Raw genomic sequence first — 26,983 nt, forward strand, 5'->3', positions numbered from 1 at the left:
CTCCGGATCCCCTCGGGGCTCCTCCAAGGAAGTGGCATCGAATGGCGAGCAACGAAGAGAAGCTGCGGGACTACCTCAAACTGGTCACGGCCGACCTTCGTCAGACACGCAAACGTCTGCAGGACCTCGAGGAACAGCGGCAGGAACCCGTCGCGATCGTCGCCATGGGCTGCCGCTTCCCCGACGGGGCCGACAGCCCCGAGGCCCTGTGGCGGCTCCTGGCCTCCGGCACCGACGCCGTCACCCCCTTCCCGGCCGACCGCGGCTGGGACCTCGACGCGCTGTACGACCCGGACCCCGACCGCCCCGGCACCTCCTACGTCCGCGAAGGCGGCTTCCTGCACGAGGCGCCCCTGTTCGACGCGGAGTTCTTCGAGATCTCCCCCCGCGAGGCCCAGGCCATGGACCCGCAGCAACGGCTCCTCCTGGAGACCTCCTGGGAGACCGTGGAACGCGCGGGCATCCTCCCGGCCTCCCTGCGCGGCTCGGCCACCGGCGTGTTCGTCGGCGCCATCGCCCAGGACTACCTGCCTCGCTCCCACGACTCCCAGGCCGACCTCGGCGGCCATCTGCTCACCGGCAGCACCATCAGCGTCGCCTCCGGCCGTATCGCCTACTCCTTCGGCCTGGAGGGCCCCGCCGTCACGGTCGACACGGCCTGCTCGTCGTCGCTGGTGGCCCTCCACCTCGCCGTACGGTCCCTGCGCTCGGGCGAGTGCGACCTGGCGCTCGGCGGCGGCGTGACCGTCATGTCCGGTCCCGAGATGTTCGTCGACTTCGGACGACAGCGCGCGCTCGCCGTCGACGGCCGCTGCAAGGCGTTCTCCGCCGAGGCCAACGGCTTCGGGCCCGCCGAGGGCGTCGGCATGCTCCTCCTGGAACGCCTCTCCGACGCCCGCCGCAACGGCCACCCCGTACTCGGCGTGATCCGTGGCAGCGCGGTCAACCAGGACGGCGCGTCCAACGGCCTGACCGCCCCCAACGGCCCGGCTCAGGAACGGGTCATCCGCGCCGCCCTCGCCGACGCCGGCCTGTCCGCGGACGACGTCGACGCCATCGAGGCCCACGGTACCGGCACCCCCCTCGGCGACCCCATTGAGGCGGAGGCGCTGCTGGCCACCTACGGCGCCGCACGCCCCGAGGACCGACCCCTGTGGCTCGGCTCGGTGAAGTCCAACATCGGACACACGCAGGCGGCGGCCGGCGTCGCCGGAGTCATCAAGCTCGTCCTGGCCATGCGCCACGGCCTGCTTCCCCGCACCCTGCACGCCGACGAGCCGTCCCGGCACATCGACTGGACCGCCGCCGACCTGCGCCTGCTCACCCTCGAACAGGCCTGGCCCCGTCACGACGACCGACCCCGCCGTGCGGCCGTCTCCTCCTTCGGCATCAGCGGCACCAACGCCCACTTGATCGTCGAAGAGGCGCCCGCGCCGGCGCCGCTCGAGGGAGCCGACCAGACGGAACAGGCACCCCCGCAGACCGCTTCCCCGGCCGAGCCGGAGCGGCCGACCGGTGACCACCCGCTGCCCTGGGTGCTCTCCGCCCGCAGCCGCACGGCCCTGCACGCCCAGGCCGCCCGCCTGCTCGCGCACCTGGACGACGTGCCCCACCCGGACCCGGCCCGCATCGGCCGCGCCCTCGTCACGACCCGCTCCACCTTCGAACACCGGGCCGTGCTCACCGGACGCACCCTCGACGACTTCCGCACCGCCCTCACCGCCCTCGCCGCCGGCGAACCCCACCCGGGCACCGTCACGGGAACCGTCCGGCCCGGTGGACGACTGGCCGTCCTGTTCACCGGCCAGGGTTCACAACGGCTGGACATGGGGCGTGAGTTGTACGCCACCTATCCCGTCTTCGCCGAGGCCTTCGACGCCGTGGACGCGGAACTGCCCTTCGACCTGCGCGAGGTGGTGTTCGGTGAGGACGCCGAGCGCCTGAACCGTACGGAGTTCGCGCAGCCCGCGTTGTTCGCGCTGGAGGTGGCGCTGTTCCGGCTGCTGGAGTCGTGGGGAGTACGCCCCGACGTCGTCGTCGGTCACTCGATCGGTGAGATCGCCGCCGCGCATGTGGCCGGGGTGTGGTCGCTGGCGGACGCGTGCCGTCTGGTGGTGGCACGGGGCCGGCTGATGCAGGCCCTGCCGGCCGGCGGTGCGATGGTCGCGCTCCAGGCGACCGAGGACGAGGTCCTGCCGCTGCTCGGCGACGAGGTCGGTCTCGCGGCGGTCAACGGCCCGCGCTCGGTGGTGGTCTCGGGTGCCGCGGATGCCGTGGCGGAGATCGCCGACCGCTTCCGTGCCCAGGACCGCAAGGTCACCGCGTTGCGGGTGAGCCATGCCTTCCACTCGCCGCTGATGGAGCCCATGCTCGACGCCTTCCGGGCCGTGGCCGAGACACTCACCTACAGCGCACCGCGCATCGCCGTGGTCTCCAACGTCACCGGCCGCCCGGCCGAACCCGCCGAACTCACCTCGCCCGACTACTGGGTGCGGCACGTCCGCCAGCCGGTCCGCTTCGCCGACGGCGTACGTGCCCTGGCCGAACGCAAGGTCGGCAGGCTGCTGGAACTGGGCCCCGACGGCCAGTTGACCGCCCTGGCCCAGAGCTGCCTGGACGGCGGCTCCGAACTGTTCGCCACCGCCCTGCGCAAGGACCGCCCGGAGCCCGAGACCCTGCTCGAGGCCCTGGCCCAGCTCCACACCGGCGGTCTGCCGGTCCGCTGGCAGACGGCGTTCCCCCACGAGGAGCCCACCGCTCCCGACCAGGATCAGGTGCCCCTGCCCACCTACGCCTTCCAGCGGCGCCGCTTCTGGTCCCGGGACACGGGCTCGACTCTCGGCGATCTGGGTGCGGTGGGGTTGGGTGTGGCGGGGCATCCGTTGCTGGGTGCGGCGGTGGAGTTGGCCGGTGGGGATGGTCTGCTGTTGACGGGGCGTGTGTCGTGTGGGGTGCAGGAGTGGTTGCGGGATCATGTGGTGGCGGGTGTGGTGGTGTTTCCGGGGACGGGGTTCCTGGAGTTGGCGTTGCGGGCGGGGGAGCAGGCCGGGTGTGACCGGGTGGAGGATCTGACGATCGCGGCGCCGTTGGTGGTGCCGGAGCGGGGTGGGGTCCGGGTTCAGGTGCGGGTGGGTGCGGCGGACGAGGCCGGCCGCCGCACACTGGAGATCCACTCCCTCGCCGAGGACGCCCTCGACTCCGATCCGTGGACGCTCCATGCGACCGGTGCGCTGTCCACGACCTCGGCCGTGCCGCCCGCCGACCGTTTCGACTTCGGTGTGTGGCCGCCGCAGGGTGCGGTGGCGGAGCCGGTCGAGGGGGTGTACGAGCGTTTCGCCGGTCTGGGGCTGTCGTACGGTCCGGTGTTCCAGGGTCTGCGGGGTGTGTGGCGGCGTGGCGAAGAGGTCTTCGCGGAAGTCGCGTTGCCCGAGGAGCACGAGGACGGGGCGGAGCGGTTCGGGGCGCATCCGGCGTTGGTGGATGCGGCGCTGCACGCGGTGATGTTCACGTCGGCGTTGGGGGACGGGCGGGCGCGGTTGCCGTTCTCGTGGTCCGGGGTGTCGTTGTGGGCGTCGGGTGCGCGTGCGTTGCGGGTACGGGTGGTGGAACTGGGTTCGGACGCGGTGGCGTTGGAGCTCGCGGATGCCGCGGGTGGGTTGGTGGCGTCGGTGGAGTCGCTCGTGCTGCGGGAGGCGTCCGGCGACCTGGCGAAGGCGGACAGCCGCCACGTCGACAGCCTCTTCCAGACCGACTGGGTGAAGGTCCCCGCGAGCAAGGGACCCGCCCCGGCTTCCGCTCGCACCGCTCTGCCGGGACCCGACGAGGCAGTGCCCGCCGACGTACTCCTCCGGGTAGAACGCCCGGCCGCCGCCGACACCGCCCAGGCCGCCCACGCGGTGACCACGCGGGTCCTCGGCCTCCTCACGGAGTGGCTGGCGGAGGAGCGGTTCGAGGGTGCGCGTCTGGTGGTGGTCACCGAGGGCGCGGTCACGCTCGACGCGACGGCTCCCGATCCCGCCCTGGCCGCGGTGTGGGGTCTGGTGCGGGCGGCGCGGGCGGAGAATCCGGGCCGGTTCGTGCTGGTGGACGTGGACGGCACGGACGAGTCATGGGCTGTGGTGAGCGGGGCTCTGGCTTCTGGTGAGGCAGAGTTCGCGGTGCGTGGTGGGGTGGTGTTCGTTCCGCGGCTGGTGCGTGCGGCGTCCGGTGGGGCGTTGGCGGTTCCGGTGGAGGAGTCTGCCTGGCGGCTGGACATCGTGGAGAAGGGCACGCTGGAGGGGCTGGCGCTGCGTGGTGTTCCGTCGTCGGATGGGTTGGCGGATCAGCAGGTGCGTATCGCCGTTCGTGCGGCGGGTGTCAACTTCCGTGATGTGCTCAACGCGCTCGGTATGTATCCCGGGGACGCGAAGGACTTCGGTCTGGAGGGTGCGGGTGTGGTGACCGAGGTCGGCCCTGGGGTGTCGGGGCTGGCGGTGGGTGACCGGGTGTTCGGGATGTTCTCGGGTGCGTTCGGGCCGGTGGCGGTGGCGGATGCGCGCAAGGTGGCGCGGGTGCCCCAGGGGTGGTCGTTCGCGGAGGCGGCGTCGGTTCCGATTGTGTTCCTGACGGCGTACTACGCGCTGACGGATCTGGGGGCGGTGAAGCCGGGCGAGTCGGTGCTGGTGCACGCGGCTGCGGGCGGTGTGGGCATGGCTGCGGTGCAGTTGGCGCGGCATCTGGGTGCCGAGGTGTTCGGTACGGCGAGTGCCGGCAAGTGGGGTGCTCTGCGGGGGCTGGGCCTGGACGAGGGGCACATCGCCTCGTCCCGGGATCTGGCCTTCGAGGCTGCGTTCCTGGCGGCGACTGCCGGCAGGGGCATGGATGTGGTTCTGGATTCGCTGGCGGGTGAGTTCGTGGACGCGTCGTTGCGTCTGCTGCCGCGCGGTGGGCGGTTCCTGGAGATGGGCAAGACCGATGTCCGTGACCCGGAGACGGTGGCGGCGGAGCACGCCGGTGTGGTGTATCGGGCGTTCGATCTGATGGATGTGGAGCCGGAGCGGATCGGCGGGATGCTGGCCGATCTGGTGGCTCTGTTCGAGGCGGGTGTGCTCAGGCCGCTTCCGGTCACGTGCTGGGATGTGCGCAGGGCTCCGGAGGCGTTCCGGTATCTGTCGCAGGCCCGGCACGTGGGCAAGGTGGTCCTCACCGTCCCGGCGCCGTTGGACCGCGAGGGCGGGACGGTTCTGGTGACCGGTGGTACGGGTGGTCTGGGCGCGCTGGTGGCCCGTCATCTGGTGACCGGGCACGGGGTACGGCGTCTGCTGCTGGCGGGCCGTCGTGGCCTCGATGCGCCGGGTGCTCCCGAACTCGTCGCCGAGCTGGGCGGGTTGGGTGCCGAGGCCGAGGTGGTGGCCCTGGACGTGGCGGACCGTGACCAGCTGGCCGCCGCGTTGGCCGGGCGTTCGCTGACGGCCGTGGTGCACGCGGCGGGTGTCCTGGACGACGGCGTGGTGTCCTCCCTCACCCCGGAGCGGTTCGCGACGGTGATGCGGCCGAAGGTGGACGCGGTGACGCACCTGCACGAGCTGACCCGCGATGCCGACCTGTCCGCGTTCGTGGTCTTCTCCTCCGTCGCCGGGACGTTCGGCGGCGCGGGTCAGGCCAATTACGGGGCCGCCAACGCCTTCCTGGATGCCTTCGCCGCCCGTCGCCGTTCCGCCGGTCTGCCCGCGGTGTCCCTCGCCTGGGGTCCGTGGGCGCCCGGCGCGGGCATGACCGCCGAGCTGACCGAGGCCGACCTGAGCCGTATGGCACGCGAGGGCATGCAGCCGCTCGCCCCTGAACAGGGGATCGGGCTGTTCGACACCGCCCTGGAGATCGCCCCGGCACTCGACAGGGCAGCGGTGCTGCCGATCAACCTCGACCTCGCGGCCCTGCGCCGACGCGGACAGGTCCCCGACCTGCTGCGCTCCCTCGTTCGCACGCCCACCCGCCGGGCCGCTGAGGCACACGCCGCCCTGGGAGGGGCAGGCGATCTCCGCCGACGGGTCAGCGGGCTCACCGAGGCCGAGCGGGAGAAGTTCCTGCTGGAGCTCGTGTGCGGGCAGGCCGCCTCTGTCCTCGGCCACGCGTCGGCAGCCGATCTGGAGGCCGATCAGGCCTTCAAGGCCCTCGGCTTCGATTCCCTGACCTCGGTGGAGCTGCGCAACCGGGTGAGCACGGCGACCGGCATGAGGCTCCCGGCCACGCTGGTCTTCGACTACCCGACCCCGGTCGCGCTGGCCCGGCACCTCCTGTCCGAACTGTCGGACGGACAGGATGCCGTCGACACGGCGTCGGCACTGCCCGCACCGACGAGCGTGAGCGACGATCCGGTGGTGATCGTCGGGATGGCGTGCCGGTTCCCCGGTGGGGTCGGTTCGCCGGAGGATCTGTGGCGGCTGGTCAGCGAGGGCGGGGACGCCATCGGCGGCTTCCCGACCGACCGTGGCTGGGACCTCGACCGCCTCTATGACCCGGAGCCGGGCATGGTCGGGCGTACGTACGTCCGTGAGGGCGGGTTCCTCTACGACGCCGCCCTGTTCGATTCCTCGCTGTTCGGGATCTCGCCGCGTGAGGCGCTGGCGATGGACCCGCAGCAGCGCCTGCTGCTGGAGACCTCGTGGGAGGTCCTGGAGCGTGCGGGCATCGACCCGGCGACGCTGCGGGGCAGCCGCACCGGCGTCTTCGCCGGCGCGATCACCCAGGATTACGGCTCCTGCATGCGCGCCGGGGAGCACGACTCCGACGGTTATCTGCTGACAGGTTCGACGGGCAGTGTGGCGTCGGGTCGTATCGCGTACACGTTCGGTTTCGAGGGTCCGGCGGTGACGGTGGACACGGCGTGTTCGTCGTCGCTGGTGGCGCTGCATCTGGCGGCGCAGGCGCTGCGTTCGGGTGAGTGCGATCTGGCGCTGGCCGGTGGTGTGACGGTGATGGCGGGGCCGGAGATGTTCGTGGAGTTCTCGCGGCAGCGGGGGCTTGCGGTGGACGGCCGGTGCAAGGCGTTCTCCGACGGGGCGGACGGAACGGCCTGGTCGGAGGGTGTGGGTCTGCTCCTGGTCGAGCGGCTCTCGGATGCGCGGCGCCTCGGTCACCGGGTCCTGGCGGTGGTGGCGGGTTCGGCGGTGAACCAGGACGGTGCGTCGAACGGTCTGACGGCGCCGAACGGTCCCTCGCAGCAGCGAGTGATCCGGCAGGCGCTGGCCGGTGCCGGGCTCAAGGCGGCTGATGTGGATGCGGTGGAGGCGCACGGTACGGGTACCCCGCTGGGTGACCCGATCGAGGCGCAGGCCCTGCTCGCCACCTATGGCCAGGACCGTGAACACCCGCTGCTGCTCGGCTCGTTGAAGTCGAACATCGGTCACACGCAGGCGGCGGCCGGTGTGGGTGGTGTGATCAAGATGGTGATGGCGATGCGGCACGGCGTCCTGCCGCGGACCCTGCACGCCGAAGAGCCGTCCTCGCACGTCGACTGGACGGCCGGGGACATCGAGCTGCTCGCCGAGGAGCGGGCGTGGCCGGAGACGGGCCGTGCGCGGCGCGCGGGTGTGTCGTCCTTCGGGATCAGCGGCACCAACGCCCACGTCATCCTCGAACAGGCACCCCACACTGCGGCCGACCCGGAAGACGCCGGAGAGGGCAAGGCGTCGGTGCTGCCGTGGGTGCTGTCCGCGGCAGGCGGCGCGCTGCCGGAACAAGCCGAGAACCTTGCGGCCTTCGTCGAGGCGCGGCCCGACCTCCCGCTCGCCCACACGGCCCGGGCGCTTGTGACCACCAGGACCGTCCTGGAGCACCGGGCGGTGCTCCTGGCCGCCGACCACCACGAACTGGTGACGGGTCTGCGTGCGCTGGCCGAAGGTGCCGACGCCCCGGGGCTGATCCGGGGTGCGCAGACCCGCGCAGCGAAGACGGCACTGCTCTTCGCCGGTCAGGGTTCCCAGCGCCTCGCCATGGGCCGGGAGTTGTATGCCGCCCATCCCGTCTTCGCCGAGGCGTTCGACGCCGTGGACGCGGAACTTCCCTTTGATCTGCGGGAGGTGGTGTTCGGCGAGGACGCCGAGCGCCTGAACCGCACGGAGTTCACCCAGCCGGCCCTCTTCGCTCTGGAGGTGGCGCTGTTCCGGCTGCTGGAGTCGTGGGGTGTGCGGCCGGACGTGCTGGCGGGTCATTCGATCGGTGAGATCGCTGCGGCGCATGTGGCGGGGGTGTGGTCGCTGGCGGACGCGTGCCGTCTGGTGGTGGCGCGCGGCCGACTGATGCAGGCGCTGCCGGCCGGTGGCGCGATGGTGGCGCTGCAGGCGGCCGAGGACGAGGTCCTGCCTCTCCTCGGTGAGGAGGTGGGTGTCGCGGCGGTCAACGGCCCGCGCTCGGTGGTGATCGCCGGTGCGGCGGATGCCGTGGCGGAGATCTCCGATCACTTCCGTGCCCTGGACCGCAAGGTCACGGCGTTGCGGGTGAGTCATGCGTTCCATTCGCCGTTGATGGAGCCGATGCTCGCCGACTTCCGCAAGGTGGCGGAGAGTCTGTCGTACGGGCGTCCGAAGCTGGCGATGGTCTCGACGGTGACGGGTGAGGTGGCCTCGGCCGACGAGGTGATGTCGGCGGACTACTGGGTGGCCCATGTGCGCCGGCCGGTGCGGTTCGCGGACGCGGTCCGGGTGCTGGCCGGACAGGGTGTCGGGCGCTGGGTGGAACTCGGCGCGGACGGTACCCTCACCGCTCTCGCCCAGGCCTGCCTCGACGACACCGACGCCGTGGTGATGACGCCGGTGCTGCGCAAGGACCGGCCCGAGACGCCGTCCGCCCTCGCCGCCCTCGCCACCCTGTTCACCGCGGGCGCCGAAGTGGACTGGCGCGCCGTCCTGCCCGCCGCCGGCCCCGGCGCCGTCGAACTGCCGACGTACGCCTTCCAGCGGAAGCGGTTCTGGCCGCAGCCGTCGGCGAGCCCGGGCGACCTGGCCGCCGCCGGGCTCGACGTGGCGGCGCACCCGCTGCTGGGCGCCACCGTGGAACTCGCCGACGGGGGAGCGGTGCTGACCGGACGCCTCGCGCTCAGGTCGCACCCGTGGCTGCGGGACCACGACATCCTGGGCACGGTGGTCTTCCCGGGTACGGGCTGGGCCGAGCTGGCGCTGCGCGCCGGCGACCAGGTGGGGTGCACGCGGGTCGAGGAGCTGACGATCGCGGTGCCGCTGCTGGTGCCGGAGGCAGGCATGCTTCGGCTGCGGGTGACCGTCGGCGTGGCCGACGACGCGGGACGCCGAACCGTGGAGATGCACGCACGCCCCGAGGACGCCCCGGACGACACCCAGTGGGTGCTGCACGCCGACGGAGTGCTGGCCGCGGACACGGCGGCGGAGACACACCGCGACGCGGCGTCCGGCCTCGCCGAGTGGCCCCCGCCGGGCGCCGAGCCCCGGCCCGTGACCGACGTGTACGAGCGGTTCGCGGCTGCCGGGCTGGCGTACGGCCCGGTGTTCCAGGGGCTGCGGCAGGTGTGGCGGCGCGGCGATGAGGTGTTCGCCGAGGTCGCCCTGCCGGAGGAGCACGAGGCGCTCGCGGCCCGCTTCGGGCTGCATCCCGCCCTGCTCGACTCCGCCCTGCACGCCGTCCTGTTCGGTCCCCTCGGCGACACGGGCCCCGGCCGGCTGCCGTTCGCGTGGCGCGGGCTGTCGCTGTACGCGGGCGGGGCGCGTGCCCTGCGGGTGCGGGTGGTGCCCGCCGGACCCGACGCGGTGTCCCTGTACGTGGCCGACCCGTCCGGCGGCCTGGTCGCCGCCGTCGAATCGCTGGCGCTGCGCGAGCTGCCCGCCGAGGGTGTGGGCGCTTCGGGCCCGGCCCCCCTCACCGGGACGTACCGGATCGACTGGACCGCGCTGCCCTTCACGGTCCAGGCTCCGGACCCCGCCGATCCGGCGGCCCCGGGTGACGGACGTACGGTGCTGCTGACGGATCACGCGGCCCCGGACGACCACCCGTCCGCGGCCCGCCCCGACATCCCCGCCCGCACCTGCGCGGAGCTGATGAGGGCCGTGCACGACGGAGAGCCCGTCCCCCGGACCGTGCTGCTGCCGTGGAGCGGCCCCGCGGACGCCTCGCTGGCCGGGTCCTCGGCCGTGGCGCACGCCGTCACGGCCGCCGCACTCACCTTCCTTCAGGAGTGGCTGGCCGCCGACGAGCTCGCCGAGGCCCGGCTCGTCGTCGTCACCCGAGGTGCGGTGGCGGTACGGCCCGAGGAGGAGTCGGATCCGGCGCTGGCCGCGCTGTGGGGCCTGGTGCGCTCGGCCCGTACGGAGAACCCCGGCCGTTTCGCGCTGGCCGACCTGGACGGCACCCCCGAATCCTGGGACACCCTGGTTGCACTGCTCGCCGGACCGGTCCTCCCCACCGCCGAGACCGAACTGGCCGTCCGCGGGGCCGAGGTACTCGTCCCGAGGCTGGTGGCCGCCCCTCTGCCCGCCCCCGCCGCCCACCTCGGCGGCGAGGACGACACCGCGCGCCTCGTGGACGACACCACGGGCCCCACGGACGACACCGTGCGCCTCGCGGACGGCACCGTCCTCGTCACCGGAGGCACCGGCGGACTGGGCGCCCTGGTCGCACGTCACCTGGTCACCGAGCACGGCGTACGCCACCTGCTGCTCGCGGGCCGGCGCGGTCCCGAGGCGCCGGGTGCGGCGGAACTCACGGCCGAACTGACGCAGTTGGGCGCCGACGTCACCGTCGCGGCCTGTGACGTGGCCGACCGGCAGGCACTCGAAGCCCTGCTGGCGTCGGTCCCGGCCGACCGCCCGCTGACCGGAGTGATCCACACCGCCGGTGTCGTCGACGACGGCGTGCTGACGTCCCTCACCGAGGAGCGGCTGCTCACGGTGGTCCGTCCCAAGGCGGACGCGACCGAACACCTCGACGCGCTCACCCGTGACCTGGACCTGGCCGCGTTCGTCCTGTTCTCCTCGGTCTCCGCCACCTTCGGCGGCGCCGGACAGGCCAACTACGCCGCTGCCAATGCCTACGTGGACGCCATCGCCCGGTGCCGCCGGAACCTCGGCCTGCCCGCGGTCTCGCTCGCCTGGGGCCCCTGGGCGCCGGGCAGGGGCATGACCGCGGAGCTCTCCGAGGCGGACCTGAACCGCATGGCGCGCGGCGGTGTCCGGCCGCTCGCCGTCGAGAAGGGCCTCGCCGTCCTCGACGCCGTCCTCGGACAGGCCGAGCCCGCCTTCCTGCTCCCGGTCGAACTCGACCTGCGTACACTGCGCCAACTGCCCGAGGTCCCGGCTCTGTTGCGGGACCTGGTGGGCGGGCCGGCCCGGCGTGCCGCGCACACCGGCGGCCACGGCACGGGCGGCCACGGTGCCGGCGGCGACGCGCTGCGGAACCGGCTGCTGACCCTGCCCTCCGCCGAACGCGAACCGCACCTGCTGGAGTTGGTCACCGGTCTGGTGGCCCAGGTACTCGGCCACGCCTCCGCCGGCGACGTGGAACCCGGCCAGGCGTTCAAGACACTCGGCTTCGACTCGCTGACCTCGGTCGAACTGCGCAACCGCGTCAACGCGGCGACCGGACTGCGACTGCCCGCCACCCTGGTCTTCGACCACCCGTCGCCTGTCGCCCTCGCCCGGCACCTGCTGACCGCCCTCGCCGGCGACGCGGCCGAGGCCCCGGGCGGGGCGCTGCCCGCCTGGAAGGGCATGGACGACGACCCGGTGGTCATCGTGGGCATGGCGTGCCGTTTCCCCGGCGGCGTAGAGTCGCCCGAGGACCTCTGGCGACTGGTCAGCGAGGGCGGCGACGCGATCGGTGACTTCCCGACGGACCGCGGCTGGGACCTGGAGACGCTGTACGACCCCGAGCCCGGCCGACTCGGCAGGACCTATGTCCGGCGGGGCGGCTTCCTCTACGACGCGGCGTCCTTCGACGCCGGACTCTTCGGGATCTCGCCGCGCGAGGCACTGGCCATGGACCCCCAGCAGCGGCTGCTGCTGGAGGTGTCCTGGGAGGTCCTGGAACGGGCGGGCGTCGACCCGACCGCGCTGCGCGGCAGCCGCACCGGCGTGTTCGCCGGTGTCATGGGGCAGGACTACAACTCCTGCCTGCGGGAGGGCGAGCACGACTCCGACGGCTACCTCCTCACCGGCAACACCAGCAGTGTCCACTCCGGCCGTATCGCCTACACCTTCGGCCTGGAGGGCCCGGCGATGACGGTGGACACGGCGTGCTCCTCCTCCCTGGTCACCCTTCACCTGGCCGCCCAGTCGCTGCGGGCCGGCGAGTGCGATCTCGCCCTGACCGGCGGCGTGATGGTGATGTCCACGCCGGACACCTTCGTCGACTTCAGCCAGCAGCGCGGCCTCGCCTCCGACGGCCGCTGCAAGTCCTTCGGGGCCGGGGCCGACGGTACGGCCTGGTCGGAGGGCATCGGCATGCTGGTGCTGGAACGGCTCTCGGACGCGCGCCGCAACAACCACCGGGTCCTGGCGGTGGTGGCGGGTTCGGCGGTGAACCAGGACGGTGCGTCGAACGGTCTGACGGCGCCGAACGGTCCGTCACAGGAGCGCGTGATCCGGCAGGCGCTGGCCAGTGCCGGGCTCAAGGCGGCCGACGTGGATGCGGTGGAGGCGCACGGTACGGGTACCCCGCTGGGTGACCCGATCGAGGCGCAGGCCCTGCTCGCCACGTACGGCCAGGACCGTGAACAGCCGTTGCTGCTCGGTTCGTTGAAGTCGAACGTCGGTCACACGCAGGCGGCGGCCGGTGTGGGTGGTGTGATCAAGATGGTGATGGCGATGCGGCACGGCGTCCTGCCGCGCACCCTGCACGCCGAAGAGCCGTCGCCGTTCGTCGACTGGACGGCCGGGGACATCACCCTGCTGACGGAGAACGTGGAGTGGCCGGAGCCGCAGGGCCGTCCCCGGCGCGCGGGCGTGTCGTCCTTCGGTATCAGCGGCACCAACGCCCACGTCATCATCGAGCAGTCCCCCGAGTCCCTCCCCGCGGCGCCCGAGACGGACAGCCCCGAACAGGCCGCGAAGAGCGCCGAGTTGCCGCTCACACCGATCGCGCTGTCCGCCGCGTCCGAGGGCGCCCTGCGCGGTCAGGCCGAACGGCTGTGGGCCCAGGTCGACGCCGACCCCGGACTCCGCCTGGGCGACCTGGGCCTCTCGACGTCCCTCCGCCCCTGGCTGGAGCACCGCGCCACGGTCCTGGCCGCCGACCGCACCGAACTGCTGCGAGGACTGCGCGCACTGGCGATCGGCGAGCACGACCCCTCCGTCCTCACCGGCACACCTGGCCGTTCGGGCCGCCGACTCGCCTTCCTGTTCGCGGGGCAGGGTTCGCAACGCCTGGGTATGGGGCGTGAGTTGTACGAGGCGTATCCCGTCTTCGCCGAGGCGTTCGACGCCGTGGGCGCGGAACTTCCCTTTGATCTGCGGGAGGTGGTGTTCGGTGAGGACGCCGAGCGTCTGAACCGTACGGAGTTCACCCAGCCGGCCCTCTTCGCTCTGGAGGTGGCGCTGTTCCGGCTGCTGGAGTCGTGGGGTGTGCGGCCGGACGTGCTGGCCGGTCATTCGATCGGTGAGATCGCTGCGGCGCATGTGGCGGGGGTGTGGTCGCTGGCGGACGCGTGCCGTCTGGTGGTGGCGCGCGGCCGGCTGATGCAGGCGCTGCCGGCCGGTGGCGCGATGGTGGCGCTGCAGGCGGCCGAGGACGAGGTCCTGCCTCTCCTCGGTGAGGAGGTGGGTCTCGCGGCGGTCAACGGGCCGCAGGCTGTGGTGGTCGCGGGTGTTGCCGAAGCCGTGGCGGAGATCGCGGACCGCTTCCGTGCTCTGGACCGCAAGGTCACCGCGTTGCGGGTGAGTCATGCGTTCCACTCGCCGTTGATGGAGCCGATGCTTGAGGACTTCCGGGTGGTGGCCGAGGGGCTGTCGTACGGGCAGCCTCGGATTGCGGTTGTCTCGACGGTGACGGGTGAGGTGGCTGCGGCTGAGGAGTTGATGTCGCCGGGGTACTGGGTGGAGCACGTGCGTCGGCCTGTGCGGTTCGCGGGTGCGGTGGGGCGGTTGGCGGAGCAGGGTGTGTCGCGGTTCGTGGAGCTGGGCGCGGACGGAACCCTGACGGCGCTGGCGCAGGGCGGTCTCGAGGGTGCGGACGGGGGCGTTCTGCTGACCCCGACCCTGCGCAGGGACCGCGCCGAGACCCACTCGCTCCTCTCGGCGGTCGTAGGGCTGCATCTGCACGGCGGGCAGGTGGACTGGGCCGCCGTCTACGCCCCGACCGGGCCGACCGTGGTGGACCTGCCGACCTACGCCTTCGAACGTGAGCGTTTCTGGCCCGACGGCGCCAGGCTGGGCGGCTCGTCCGCGGCGGTCACCTCCGACCGCGCGGACGCCGGGTTCTGGTCCGCCGTCGAGCAGGGTGACGCCCGTACGCTGGCCGACTCGCTCGGTGTCGCCCAGGACGCGCTGGACGGGCTGTTGCCCGCGCTGTCATCGTGGTGGCGGGGGCAGCAGGAGCAGTCCAGGGTCGACGACTGGCTCTACTCCATGAACTGGAAACCGCTCGGCGCGGTGTCCGGTGGTGGGCTGCCCGGCCGCTGGCTGGCCGTACTCCCCGCCTCGCTGCGGGACGACGCGTGGGGCTCCGCCGTGCTGGAGGGGCTCGCCGGGTACGGGGCCGAGATCGCGACGGTCGCGTACGAGCCCGGCACCGACCGGGCCGAGCTCGCCACGCTGCTGACCGCGGCGGCGGGGGACGGGCCGGTTGCCGGTGTCCTGTCCTTCCTGGCGCTGTCCGAGCCCCAGGACGAGGACGTCGACGAGGTTCCGGCCGGCCCCGCCGCCACCGCCGTACTCGTCCAGGCGCTCGGCGACGCGGCCGTCGCCGCCCCGCTGTGGGCCCTGACCAGGGGCGCTGTCGCGGTGAACCGGTCCGACCCGGCGCCCGACCCGGCGCAGGGCGCGGTCTGGGGAGTGGGCCGGGTCGCCGCGCTGGAGCACCCGGAGGGCTGGGGCGGTCTGGTCGACCTTCCCCAGGTCGTCGACCGGCGCACGACCGGCCGCCTCGTCGGCGTGCTCCAGGGCCGCGCGGGGGAGGACCAGGTGGCGATCCGGGCGACCGGTGTCTTCGGTCGCAGGCTCGGCCGTACGGCACCCGGTGAGCTCGGCGCGGGCTGGCGCCCCTCGGGCACCGTGCTGATCACGGGCGGTACGGGTGCGCTGGGCGCCCGGGTGGCACGCTGGGCCGCCGTGCGGGGAGCCGAGCACCTCGTCCTGCTCAGCCGGCGCGGTCTGGACGCTCCCGGCGCACCGGCTCTGCGTGACGAACTCGCCGCCTCGGGCGTACGGGTGACCGTGACCGCCTGCGACGCGGCGGACCGGGACGCACTCGCCGCGCTGCTGGCCGAGCACCCCGTGGACGCGGTGGTGCACACCGCGGGTGTCCTCGACGACGGGCTGGTGGAGGCGCTCACTCCGGAGCGCTTCGCGGCCGTCCTGCGCGCCAAGGCGGTCGCCGCCCGCAACCTCGACGTGCTCACCCGGGACCGGGAGCTGTCGGCGTTCGTGCTGTTCTCCTCCTTCGCGGGCTCCGTGGGCTCGCCGGGCCAGGGCAACTACGCCGCCGCCAACGCCTACCTGGACACGCTCGCCGAGCGGCGCAGGGCGGCCGGGCTGCCCGCCACGTCCCTGGCGTGGGGGCCGTGGGCGCAGGACGGCATGGCGGCCGACGGCGGTGTCGAGGAGTATCTGCGCCGCCGGGGCCTGACCGGCCTGGACCCCGAGCCCGCCCTGGCCGCGATGGAACGGCTGGTGGGCTCCGGAGACCCGGCCGCCGTCGTGGCACGGGTCGACTGGACGCGGTTCGCCCCCGCCTTCACCGCGGGGCGGGGTACCGCCCTGCTGGGGGAGATCCCCGAGGCCGAGGCCGCGCTGCGGGACGCCGCCTCCGGGGCGGACGCCGACGCGCTGCGCCGGCGGCTCGAGGGACTGGGCGCCGACGAACGGTCGGCGGCCCTCGTGCAGCTGGTGCGGGAGCAGGCCGCCGTGGTCCTCGGACACGCCAGGACCGAGGCGGTCGATCCGAGCCGCGCGTTCCGCGAGGCCGGATTCGACTCGCTGACCGCGGTGGAACTGCGCAACCGGCTCGGCACGGCCACCGGACTCCGGCTGCCGGCGACCCTGGTGTTCGACTACCCGGCCCCCGTGGACATCGCCCGCTACCTGGAGGGCGAACTCGTCGGCCCGGACGGTGACCCGGCCGCCGGGTCCGGGCTCCTCGCCGAGATCGACCGACTGGCGGGGGTCCTCGCCGCCGAGGCCGGGACCGGCGGCGCGACCGGCCCGGAGATCACCGCGAAGCTGCGGGGACTGCTGGCGCTGTGGACCGGCACCGACGCCACCGACGAGACGGACGACGCGATCGCGGAACTGGACGGGGCGACGGACGACGAGATGTTCGACCTGATCGACAAGGAATTCGGGATCTGATCACCCGGCCCGTGCGACGGGTCCGTTCACGGCTTTTGCGCGAGGAAGTGGAGCACGATGGCGAGCAATGAAGAGAAGCTGCGGGACTACCTGAAAAGGGTGACGGCGGACCTCCGTCAGACCCGCAAGCGTCTTCATGACGCCGAGACGGGCCGCCAGGAGCCCGTCGCGATCGTCGGCATCGGCTGCCGCTTCCCCGGAGGAGCCGACACACCGGAGGAGTTCTGGCGGCTGCTGAACGAGGGGCGCGACACCGTCGCCGACTTCCCCGCCGACCGCGGCTGGGATCTCGACGGCGTCTTCGACGCGGCGGGCGGCGTCGGCACCACGTACGCCCGCCAGGGAGCCTTCCTCTACGACGCACCACTGTTCGACTCCACCTTCTTCGACATCTCGCCTCGCGAGGCCACGACCATGGACCCCCAGCAGCGGCTGCTGCTGGAGACCTCCTGGGAGGCACTGGAACGCTCCGGCATCGACCCTGCCGCGCTGCGCGGCAGCCGCACCGGCGTGTTCACCGGCACCAACGGCCAGGACTACCTGGCGCTCATGCTCAACCGGCCGGAGGAGTCCGACGGCCACCTGACCACCGGCATCACCGCGTCGGTGCTGTCGGGGCGGGTGTCGTACGTGCTGGGTCTGGAGGGTCCGGCGGTGACGGTGGACACGGCGTGTTCGTCGTCGCTGGTGGCGCTGCATCTTGCGGCGCAGGCGTTGCGTGCGGGTGAGTGTGATCTGGCGTTGGCCGGTGGTGTGACGGTGATGTCGACGCCGGGTGCGTTCGTGGAGTTCTCGCGGCAGCGGGGGCTTGCGGTGGACGGTCGGTGCAAGGCGTTCGCCGAGGGTGCGGACGGTACGGGGTGGGGTGAGGGTGTCGGTGTGCTGGTGGTCGAGCGGCTGTCGGACGCGCGGCGCAACGGTCATCGGGTGCTGGCGGTGGTGCGGGGCAGTGCGGTCAACCAGGACGGTGCGTCGAACGGGCTGACGGCGCCGAACGGGCCTTCGCAGCAGCGGGTGATCCGTGCGGCGCTGGCCAGTGCGGGGCTGTCGACGGCGGACGTGGACGCGGTGGAGGCGCACGGCACGGGTACGGCTCTGGGTGACCCGATCGAGGCGCAGGCGTTGCTCGCCACCTACGGGCAGGGACGTGAGCGGCCGTTGTGGCTGGGTTCGGTGAAGTCGAACATCGGGCACACGCAGGCTGCCGCGGGTGTGGCGGGTGTGATCAAGATGGTGCTGGCGATGCAGCACGGCGTACTGCCGCGCACCCTGCACGCCGACGAACCCACCTCCCAGGTGGACTGGACGGCCGGCTCCGTCCGGCTGCTCCAGGCCACCACCGACTGGCCGGAGGCGGCGGACCGCCCACGCCGGGCGGGCGTCTCCGCCTTCGGGGTCTCCGGCACCAATGCCCACGTCGTACTGGAGCAGGCCCCCCAGGAGCCCGCCGCGGAGCCCGGCACTCCCGCTCCCGCCCCGGCCGCCCTGCGCCTGCCGTCCTCGGCCGTGCCGTGGCTGGTCACCGGCCGTACCCCGGCCGCCCTGCGCGAGCAGGCCCGTCGGCTCGCCGACTTCGTACGGTCGGGTCCGGCCGCCGATCCGGCGCACACCGCCGCCGCGCTGCTGACCACCCGGTCCGTCTTCGAGGAACGAGCCGTGCTGCTCGGCTCCGACCGCGACGACCTGCTGCGCGGTCTCGACGCCCTGGCCGCGGGCCACGCCCGGCCCGGCCTCGTCACCGGCTCCGCCTCCGCGAGCGGCCGGACCGCCTTCCTGTTCGCCGGGCAGGGCTCGCAGCGCCCCGGCATGGGGCGTGAACTCCACGCGACGTACGAGGTGTTCGCGGACGCCTTCGACGAGGTGTGCGCCGAGGTCGACACCCACCTCGAACGCCCGCTCCAGGACGTGGTGTTCGGTACGGACGCCGACCTGCTGAACCGTACCGAGTACGCGCAGCCCGCCCTCTTCGCCCTGGAAGTCGCCCTGTTCCGGCTCGCCGAGTCCTTCGGTGCACGCCCCGACGTGGTCCTCGGCCACTCCGTCGGCGAGCTGGCGGCCGCGCACGTGGCGGGGGTGTGGTCCCTCGCCGACGCCTGCCGGCTGGTGGCGGCGCGCGGGCGGCTGATGCAGGCGCTTCCCGAGGGCGGCGCCATGCTCTCCCTCCAGCTCCCCGAGTCCGAGGTGTCGGCCCTGCTGGAGGGGCGCGGCGACCGGGTCGGCATCGCCGCCGTCAACGCCCCCCACGCCACGGTGGTCGCGGGTGTCGCCGCCGATGTCGCGGAGATCGCGGAAGAGGCCAGGGCGCGCGGCCATCGCGCCACCGCCCTCCGCGTGAGCCACGCCTTCCACTCGCCGCTGATGGAACCGATGCTGCGCGACTTCCGGCGGGTCGCCGAGTCGGTGGAGTTCCACCCGCCGCGTCTGACCGTCGTCTCCGACCTCACGGGCCGCCCCGCCGACCCCGACGAGCTGACCTCCCCCGAGTACTGGGTGCGGCACGTCCGGCACGCGGTCCGCTTCGCCGACGGCGTCCGCGCCCTGGCCGGTCTCGGCGTCACCCGCTGCCTCGAACTGGGGCCCGACGGCACCCTGTCCGCCCTGGCGGCGCAGAGCCTGCCGGCCGAGGACGAGGTGCTCGCCGTTCCGGCCCAGCACAAGGACCAGCCCGGACCCCGGGCCTTCGAGACCGCCCTCGCCGCCCTGTACACCCGGGGCGCAGCCGTCGACTGGACCGGCCTCCTCACGGGAACGGGAACGGGCGCGGGCACGGGAACGGGTGCGGGCACGGGTGCGGACGCCGGCGCGTACGCCCCGCCCACCGAGCCGCTCCCGACGTACGCCTTCCAGCGGCGCCGCGCCTGGCTGCCCGCAGGACCGTCCGGCGCCGCCGGGATCCGGGCCGCGGGCCTCGGAGCCGCGCGCCACCCGCTGCTCGGCGCCACCGTCGAACTCGCCGGTGCGCAGGGTGTCCTCCTCACCGGCCGGCTGTCCGCGCGCTCCCACGCCTGGCTCGCCGAACGCGAGACCGCCGGCAGCACGCTGCTGCCCGGGTCCGTCCTCGTCGAACTGGCCGTACGGGCGGGAGACGAGGCCGGCTGCACCACCCTGGAGACCATGACCCTGCGGGAGCCGCTGCCGCTGCCCGCGCAGGGCGGGGTCCGGATGCAGATCCTGGTCGGAGCCGCCGACGACTCGGGGCGGCGCACGGTCACGGTCCACTCCCGGCCGGACGACGACGAGGGCGACCACCCCTGGCGCTGCCACGCCGAGGGCACCCTGACCGCCACCGGCAACGCCGGCGCCCAGCCCGCCGAGACCGCGTCCGCGACGGACATCTGGCCGCCCGAGCAGGCCGAACCCGTCGACGTGGAGGATCTGTACGAGGACCTGTCGCTGCGCGGCCACTCCTGCGGACCCGCCTTCCGTGCGGTGCGGGCCCTGTGGCGCCGAGGCAGCGAGCTCTTCGCCGAACTCGCCGTACCGGACGAGCCGCGCGAGGCGGGTGCGGCCGCCTTCGGCCTCCATCCGGTGCTGCTCGACGCCGCGGCGCAGACCGCCCTGTGGGCCGCGCCCGATGCGGGCGAGGGCCGCGTGGCGCTGCCCCAGGACTGGCACGGCGTGACCGTGCACGCGACCGGCGCGGCCACCGCCCGGCTGCGGGTCACCGGCGCGGGCACCGACCGCGTCTCACTCACCCTCACCGACGCCCACGCGAGGGCGCTGGCCACGGTCGACTCCGTCTCCCTGGCCTTCCCCGCCGTCTCCGCGCTGGTCACCGATCCGCGGGTCGACGGGCTCTACGCGCTGGAGTGGGCGCCGGTGTCCGGGCAGGCCGCCGAGCGACGACCTGCCGACGGTGACTGGGCGGTCCTCGCCCCGGACGGCGCGGCGCTCGCCGCCCACCTCGCCGAGCGCGGTGTGACCGTCCGCGTCCACCCCGACCTCGCCGCGCTGCGGGCCGCTCTGGACGAGGGCACCGCGGCGCCCACGACCGTGCTGCTGCCGGTCGCCTCCGCCGGCCGCCCGGACGACGGCACCAGCCTCGCGACCGCGGCCCGGGACGCCACCGCGGCCGTCCTGGCCACCCTGCGGGAATGGCTGGCCGACGAGCGCCTCGACGGAACCCGGCTGGCGGTGCTCACCCACCACGCCGTGGCCGCGGGCCCCGACGACCGGGTGCCCGACCTCGCCCACGCCCCCGTGTGGGGACTGGTCCGCACGGCTCAGTCGGAGCACCCCGGCCGGTTCCTGCTCGTGGACCGGGACACGCCCGACTCCCTCCCGCCGTCGGCCCTGCACGGCGAGGAGCCGCAACTTGCCGTCCGCGACGGGGTGTTGCTGGCCCCGGGCGTGGTGCGCGCGCCTCGCCCCGCCGAAGCGGCGTCGTCCGGGTTCGGCCCCTACGGCACGGTGCTGATCACCGGCGGCACCGGCGGCCTGGGCGCCCTGACCGCCCGGCACCTGGTGGCCGAGCACGGCGTACGGCGGCTGCTGCTGGTCAGCAGGTCCGGCCCCGGGGCACCGGGCGCGGCCGCCCTGCGCGACGCGCTGACCGCGCTCGGTGCCGAGGTGACGGTCGAGGCGTGCGACGTCAGCGACCGCCCCGCGCTGGCCGCCCTGCTGGCCGCCGTCCCGGCCGCACACCCGGTCACCGCGGTGGTGCACACCGCGGGTGTCCTCGACGACGGCCTGCTCACCTCCCTCACGCCCGAGCGTCTCGCCACGGTCTTCGACGCCAAGGCGACCGCCGCCGCGCATCTGCACGAGCTGACCCGGGACCTGGACCTGTCCGCCTTCGTGGTGTTCTCCTCGGCGGCGGGTCTGCTCGGCAATCCCGGCCAGGCCACCTATGCCGCCGCGAACACCTTCCTCGACGCCCTCGCCCGGCACCGCCGCGCGGCGGGACTGGCGGCGACCTCACTGGCCTGGGGGCCGTGGGAGCGGTTCGCCGGTATGACGGCCGCCCTGGACGCCACCCACGCCGCGCGAACGGCCGCCCAGGGGGTCGTTCCCCTCTCCGCCGAGCGGGGCCTGTCGCTGTTCGACGCCGGCACAGCCGCCGACCCGGCGCTGCTGCTCGCGATGCGGCTCGACGCGCGCGCCCTGCGCTCCCGCGCCGAGGCAGGGGAGCTCCCGCCGATGCTGCGCGGACTGGTGCGCGTCACCGTCCGGCGCGGCGCGTCCGGCACGGCGGGCGAGGGCGGCGGCTTCGCCCGTCGGCTCGCCGCGCTGCCCCGCGCCCGGCGGCACCGCGCGCTGGCCGACCTCGTCACCGGCCAGGTCGCCGCGATCCTCGGCTACGACAGCACCGACCTCGTCGGCTCCGACAAGCCGTTCAAGGAGCTGGGGTTCGACTCGCTCGCCGCCGTGAACCTGCGCAACCGGCTCGGTCAGGAGACCGGACTGCGCCTGCCCGCCACCCTCGTCTACGACCACCCCACCGCCGGTGCCCTGATCCGGTACCTGGCCGCGGAACTGGGCGTGGGCGGGGAACGGACCGACGGCGACGGCACCCCCGACGGCCCGGCCCCCGCCGTACCCGACGACGACCCGGTGGTCATCGTCGGCATGGGCTGCCGCTACCCCGGCGGAGCGGACTCCCCCGAAGCGCTGTGGCGCCTGGTCGCGGCGGGAGCCGAGGGACTGGGCCCGTTCCCGGCCGACCGCGGCTGGGACCTCGACGCGCTGTACCACCCGGACTCCGACCACCCCGGCACCACGTACGTCCGCGAGGCGGGGTTCCTGTACGACTCGGGCGAGTTCGACGCCGAGCTCTTCGGTATCTCCCCGCGCGAGGCGCTCACCATGGACCCCCAGCAGAGGCTGCTGCTGGAGACCTCCTGGGAGGTCTTCGAGCGGGCCGGGATCGCACCCGCCTCCCTCAAGGGCAGCCGCACCGGTGTGTTCGCGGGGGTGACCTATCACGACTACGCCTCCGGGATGCAGCTGGGCACCGCCGGGAACGTGGCCGCCGGCCGGGTGTCGTACGCCTTCGGTCTGGAAGGCCCCTCGGTGGCCGTGGACACGGCCTGCTCGTCCTCCCTGGTCGCCCTGCACCTGGCGGCGCAGGCGCTGCGGGCCGGGGAGTGCGACCTGGCGCTGGCCGGGGGAGTGGCGGTGATGTCGCAGCCCGACCCGTACGTGGCCTTCAGCCGGGAGCGCACCCTCGCCGCCGACGGCCGGTGCAAGCCGTTCTCGGCCGACGCCGACGGCACCAACTGGGCCGAGGGCGTGGGCCTGCTGCTCCTGGAGCGGCTCTCCGACGCCCGTCGGCGCGGTCACCGGGTCCTCGCCCGGATCGCCGGGAGCGGCATCAACCAGGACGGTGCCTCCAACGGACTGACCGCCCCCAGCGGCCCCGCCCAGCAGCGGCTGATCCGTCAGGTGCTGCGCTCCGCCGGACTGCGCGCCGCCGACGTGGACGCCGTCGAGGCCCACGGCACGGGCACCCCGCTCGGCGACCCGATCGAGGCCCAGGCGGTCCTCGCCACCTACGGACAGGACCGGGAACGGCCGTTGTGGCTGGGCTCGATGAAGGGGAACGTCGGCCACACCCAGGCGGCCTCCGGCGCGGGCGGCGTCATCAAAATGATCATGGCGATGCGGCACGGCGTCCTGCCCCGCACCCCGCACACCGACCCGCCCTCCCCGCACGTCGACTGGTCCGCGGGCGCCGTGGAACTGCTGCGGACGGACGTGCCCTGGCCGTCCGGCGACCGCCCCCGCAGGGCCGGCGTGTCCTCGTTCGGCATCAGCGGCACCAACGCCCACGTCATCCTCGAAGAGCCGCCCCGGGACGGGGAACACGCCGACGGCGACGATGACACCCCTGTCGACACCCCCGCCGGCGACGGCACCCCGCTGCCGCTGCCGTTGTCCGCGCGCAGTGCCGAGGCCCTGCGCGGGCAGGCGGCCCGCCTGCACGCCTTCCTGACGGAGGAGCCGGCGCCCGGGCTGGCGGACGTGGCGCTGTCGCTCGCCACCACCCGCTCCGCCCTGGAACACCGGGCGGTGCTCACCGTCCCGGACCGCGAGCGCGCGCTGGACGCCCTGAAGGCCCTCGCGGACGGGACCGCGTCCCACCCCGCCGTCGTCAGCGGCACCGCCCCCACCGGCTCCGCCGCACCCGCCGTCGTGTTCGCCTTCCCGGCCGCCGACGCCCGGTGGACGGCGGGTGCCGCCCCGCTGGCCGACACCGCCCCGGTGTTCGCCGAGACGCTCGCGGCCTGCGGACGGGCCCTGTCCGGGCTGGTCGACTGGACGCCCGCCGAGGTCCTGGCCGGACGCGCCGCCCCCGACTGGACCGACCGTCCCGAGATCGCCGGACCGCTCGGCTGGGCGGTGGCCGTCGCGACGACCGCGCTGCTGCGTTCGTACGGCATCGAGCCCGCGGCGGTGACCGGCCGGGGACTCGGCGAGATCGCGGCCGCCTGTGCCGCCGGGCTGCTCCCGCTGGAGACCGGTGCCCGCATCGCCGTGCACCACGGCCGGACCACGCCGGGGGACCTGCCCCCGGTCCGCTTCGGGGCCGCCGACACGCCGTTCTGCTCCGCCGCGACCGGTGGCTGGCTCGACGGCGACGAGAGCGAGGCCGACGAGTGGGCCGCAGGCCTCGCGGGCGATCCCGCACGGCCCGGACAGGCGCTGCGGGCGCTGCTGGACAGCGGCCACCGCACGCTGGTCGTCCTCGGCACCCCCGACCGGGGCGAAGAGCAGGCTCACGACGGCACCCCGGCCGACGCGCGGGCCGACCTGCTGCCGCTCACCGCACCGGACGGACCCGGACTCGTGACCCTCCTCGCGCACCTGCACGTCCGGGGTGTCGACGTCCAGTGGAGCACCCTGCTCGCGCCGTCCGGGGCACGCCGGATCCCGCTGCCGACGTACGCCTTCCACCGCCGCCACTACTGGATGGCCCCCGCCCCGCACCCCGGCGCCCCCGCCACCGGCCCGGCGGGCCGCCACCCGCTGCTGGACTCGGCCGTCGAACTGCCCGAGCCCGGCGGGCTGGTGCTGACCGGCACGCTGGACCGCGCCGCCCTGTGGCCCGCCGCTCACTCCGGCACCGGGGCCGTGCCCGGCTCGGTGCTGGTCGAACTCGCCGTCCAGGCCGGCGAGCGGGTCGGTTGCGACCACGTCCTCGAACTGACGCCCAAGGCTCCGCTGGTCCTGCCCGAGCGGGACGAGGTCGCGCTGCGCGTCACGGTCGGCGAGGCGGACGCCGCGGGGGAACGCGTCCTGCGCGTCCACTCCCGGCGCGTCGGCGCCCTGCCCGGCACACCCTGGACCTGCCACGCCCGGGCGGTGCTGTGCCCCGCCGCCGGACCGGCCTCCTTCGACCTCGAACTCTGGCCGCCCGCCGACGCCGAGCCCGTCGACCTCACCGGGCTGCCCGGGACGGCCGACGGCAGCCTTCGGGGCCTGTGGCGGCGCGGTGACGACCTGCTCGCCGACGTCGCCCTCACCGACGGACAGCGGCCGCAGGCAGCCTCGTACTGCCTGCATCCGGCGCTGCTGGACACCGCCCTGAGCACCCTCGCCCGCACGGAGGAGACCACCGGCACCGGCGGACCGGCCCTGCCCGGCTCCTGGCACCGCACGGCGCTGTACGCCGTCGGCGCCCCCGCGCTGCGCGTCCGCCTGACGCGTACCGGGAGCGAGACGGTCGCCCTGGAGGCCGCCGACGACACGGGGCTGCCCGTCGTGTCCATCGGCGAGATACGGCTCGCCGCCGCCGACCCGGAGCGGCTCACCGGTGCCCGCACCGCGCACCACGGACCGCTGTTCCGGCTGGAATGGCCCCGGACCGAGTGCCCGGCCCCCACGGACAAACCCCGCTGGGCACTCGTCGGCCCCGATCCGCTCGGGGCCCGCGCGGCCCTGATGAGGGCGGGTGTCTACACCGAGGCGTACGACGACCCGGCCGCGCTCGCCGAGGCACTGGACTCGGGCATGGCCGTGCCCGAGGCGGTCCTGGCCGGCTGCGTGCCGGAGCCCGGGGACCCCACCGGCGCCGCAGCGGTGCGCCACATCGCCGCGCTGGTGCAGGAGTGGCTCTCCGACGACCGCTTCGCCGATGCCCGGCTCGCCGTGCTGACCTGCGGCTCGCTCGCCGCCGACGGCACCCGCGCGCCGGACCCGGCCGTCGCCGCGGTGTGGGGCCTGATCCGCTCCGCCCAGCTGGCCCGTCCGGGCCGGATCGTCCTGGCCGACCTGGACGGCAAGCGTGCCTCCTGGCGGGTCCTGCCGGCGGCGCTCGCCCTCCCCGAGCCGCAACTGGCCCTGGCCCAGGGGGAAGTACGCGTCCCACGGCTGACCGCCGTGGCCGCCACGACCGCCCCCGCCGACGGAGCGGGCCTGCCGACCGGACCCGAAGGGACCGTCCTGGTCACCGGTGCCGACCGGCCGGCCGGCACCGAGATCGCCCGGCACCTGGCGGTCCGGCCGGACGTGCGCCGGCTGGTGCTCACCGCCCCGGCACCCGGCGAGGAGCAGCGGCTGCTGCGGGACGAACTGGCCGCGCAGGGCACCGAGGTGACCGTCGCCGCGTGCGACCCGGCCGACCGCGAGGCACTGGCCGCGCTGCTCGCCTCGGTGCCTGCCGCGCACCCGCTGACGGCTGTCGTCCACGCGGCCGGGGTACCGCGGCACCCCGGGACGGACGAGGCGGCGGCTGCGGCGGCGGACCCGCTGCACCGGGAACTCCTCGCCGCCCAGTACCTCGATGAGCTGACGACACCGGGGCGGCCCGGCTACGCCGCGCTCCCCCTGGTCCTCCTCTCGTCCGCCGCCGGCACACTGGGAGACCCCGGACACGGTGACGAGGCCGCCCTGGGCGCCTTCCTGGACGCCCTGGCGCTCCGCCGTCGGGCCGCCGGGCTGCCCGGGCTGTCGGTGGCGTGGGGCCCCTGGGACGGCGAGGACCGGGCCACGGGCGCGTTGCCCGCGGGCGTGGGACGGCTGTCCCGGACCGCCTGCCGGGACCTCTTCGACGCGGCCTGCGCCCAGGACGCGCCCACCGCCGTCCTGCTGCGCCCGGACACCGGGACGCTCCTCGGCCGCGCGGGCGACGCCGGCCTGCCGGCACCCCTGCGCGACCTGGCCGGCGCACCGGCCCGGCGCCGGGCGGGCCGGCCGGGATCCGCGGGCGCGCTCAGCATGCTCCGGCGCCGCCTCGCCGGGCTCGGCGACACCGAACGCGACGCCTTGCTCATGGCCCTCGTGCGCACCGACGTGGCGGCGGTGCTCGACTACCCCTCGCCCGCGGCCGTCGAGGACACCCGGGCCTTCCGGGACATCGGTCTCAACTCGCTCACCGCGTTCGCCCTGCGCAACCGGCTGCGCGAGACCACGGGACTGCGGCTGCCCGCCGCCCTGCTGTTCGAGGCCGACACCCCCGTCCTGCTGGTGAAGCGCCTCAAGGAAGAGCTGCTGCACGGATGACACGGGCGCCCCGGCGCCCCCGCGCGTCGGCCGCC

Annotated in this window: 2 protein-coding genes; both read left to right on the forward strand. The window is 74.5% G+C overall.

The window, feature by feature from the left end:
- The first annotated feature begins 41 nt into the window (after positions 1-41).
- Positions 42-16,505 carry an SDR family NAD(P)-dependent oxidoreductase gene (locus U5640_RS39790; protein WP_340384087.1) on the forward strand — a complete coding sequence of 5,488 codons (16,464 nt, stop codon included), beginning with the start codon at positions 42-44 and terminating at the stop codon, positions 16,503-16,505.
- Between the two features lie 57 nt (positions 16,506-16,562).
- Entirely contained in the window at positions 16,563-26,948 is a 10,386-nt protein-coding gene (locus U5640_RS39795; RefSeq protein WP_340384088.1) for a type I polyketide synthase, read from the forward strand.
- The last annotated feature ends 35 nt before the right edge of the window (positions 26,949-26,983 follow it).

Origin of the sequence: Streptomyces sp. SS7, assembly GCF_037993025.1 — a bacterium.
Taxonomy (GTDB): domain Bacteria; phylum Actinomycetota; class Actinomycetes; order Streptomycetales; family Streptomycetaceae; genus Streptomyces.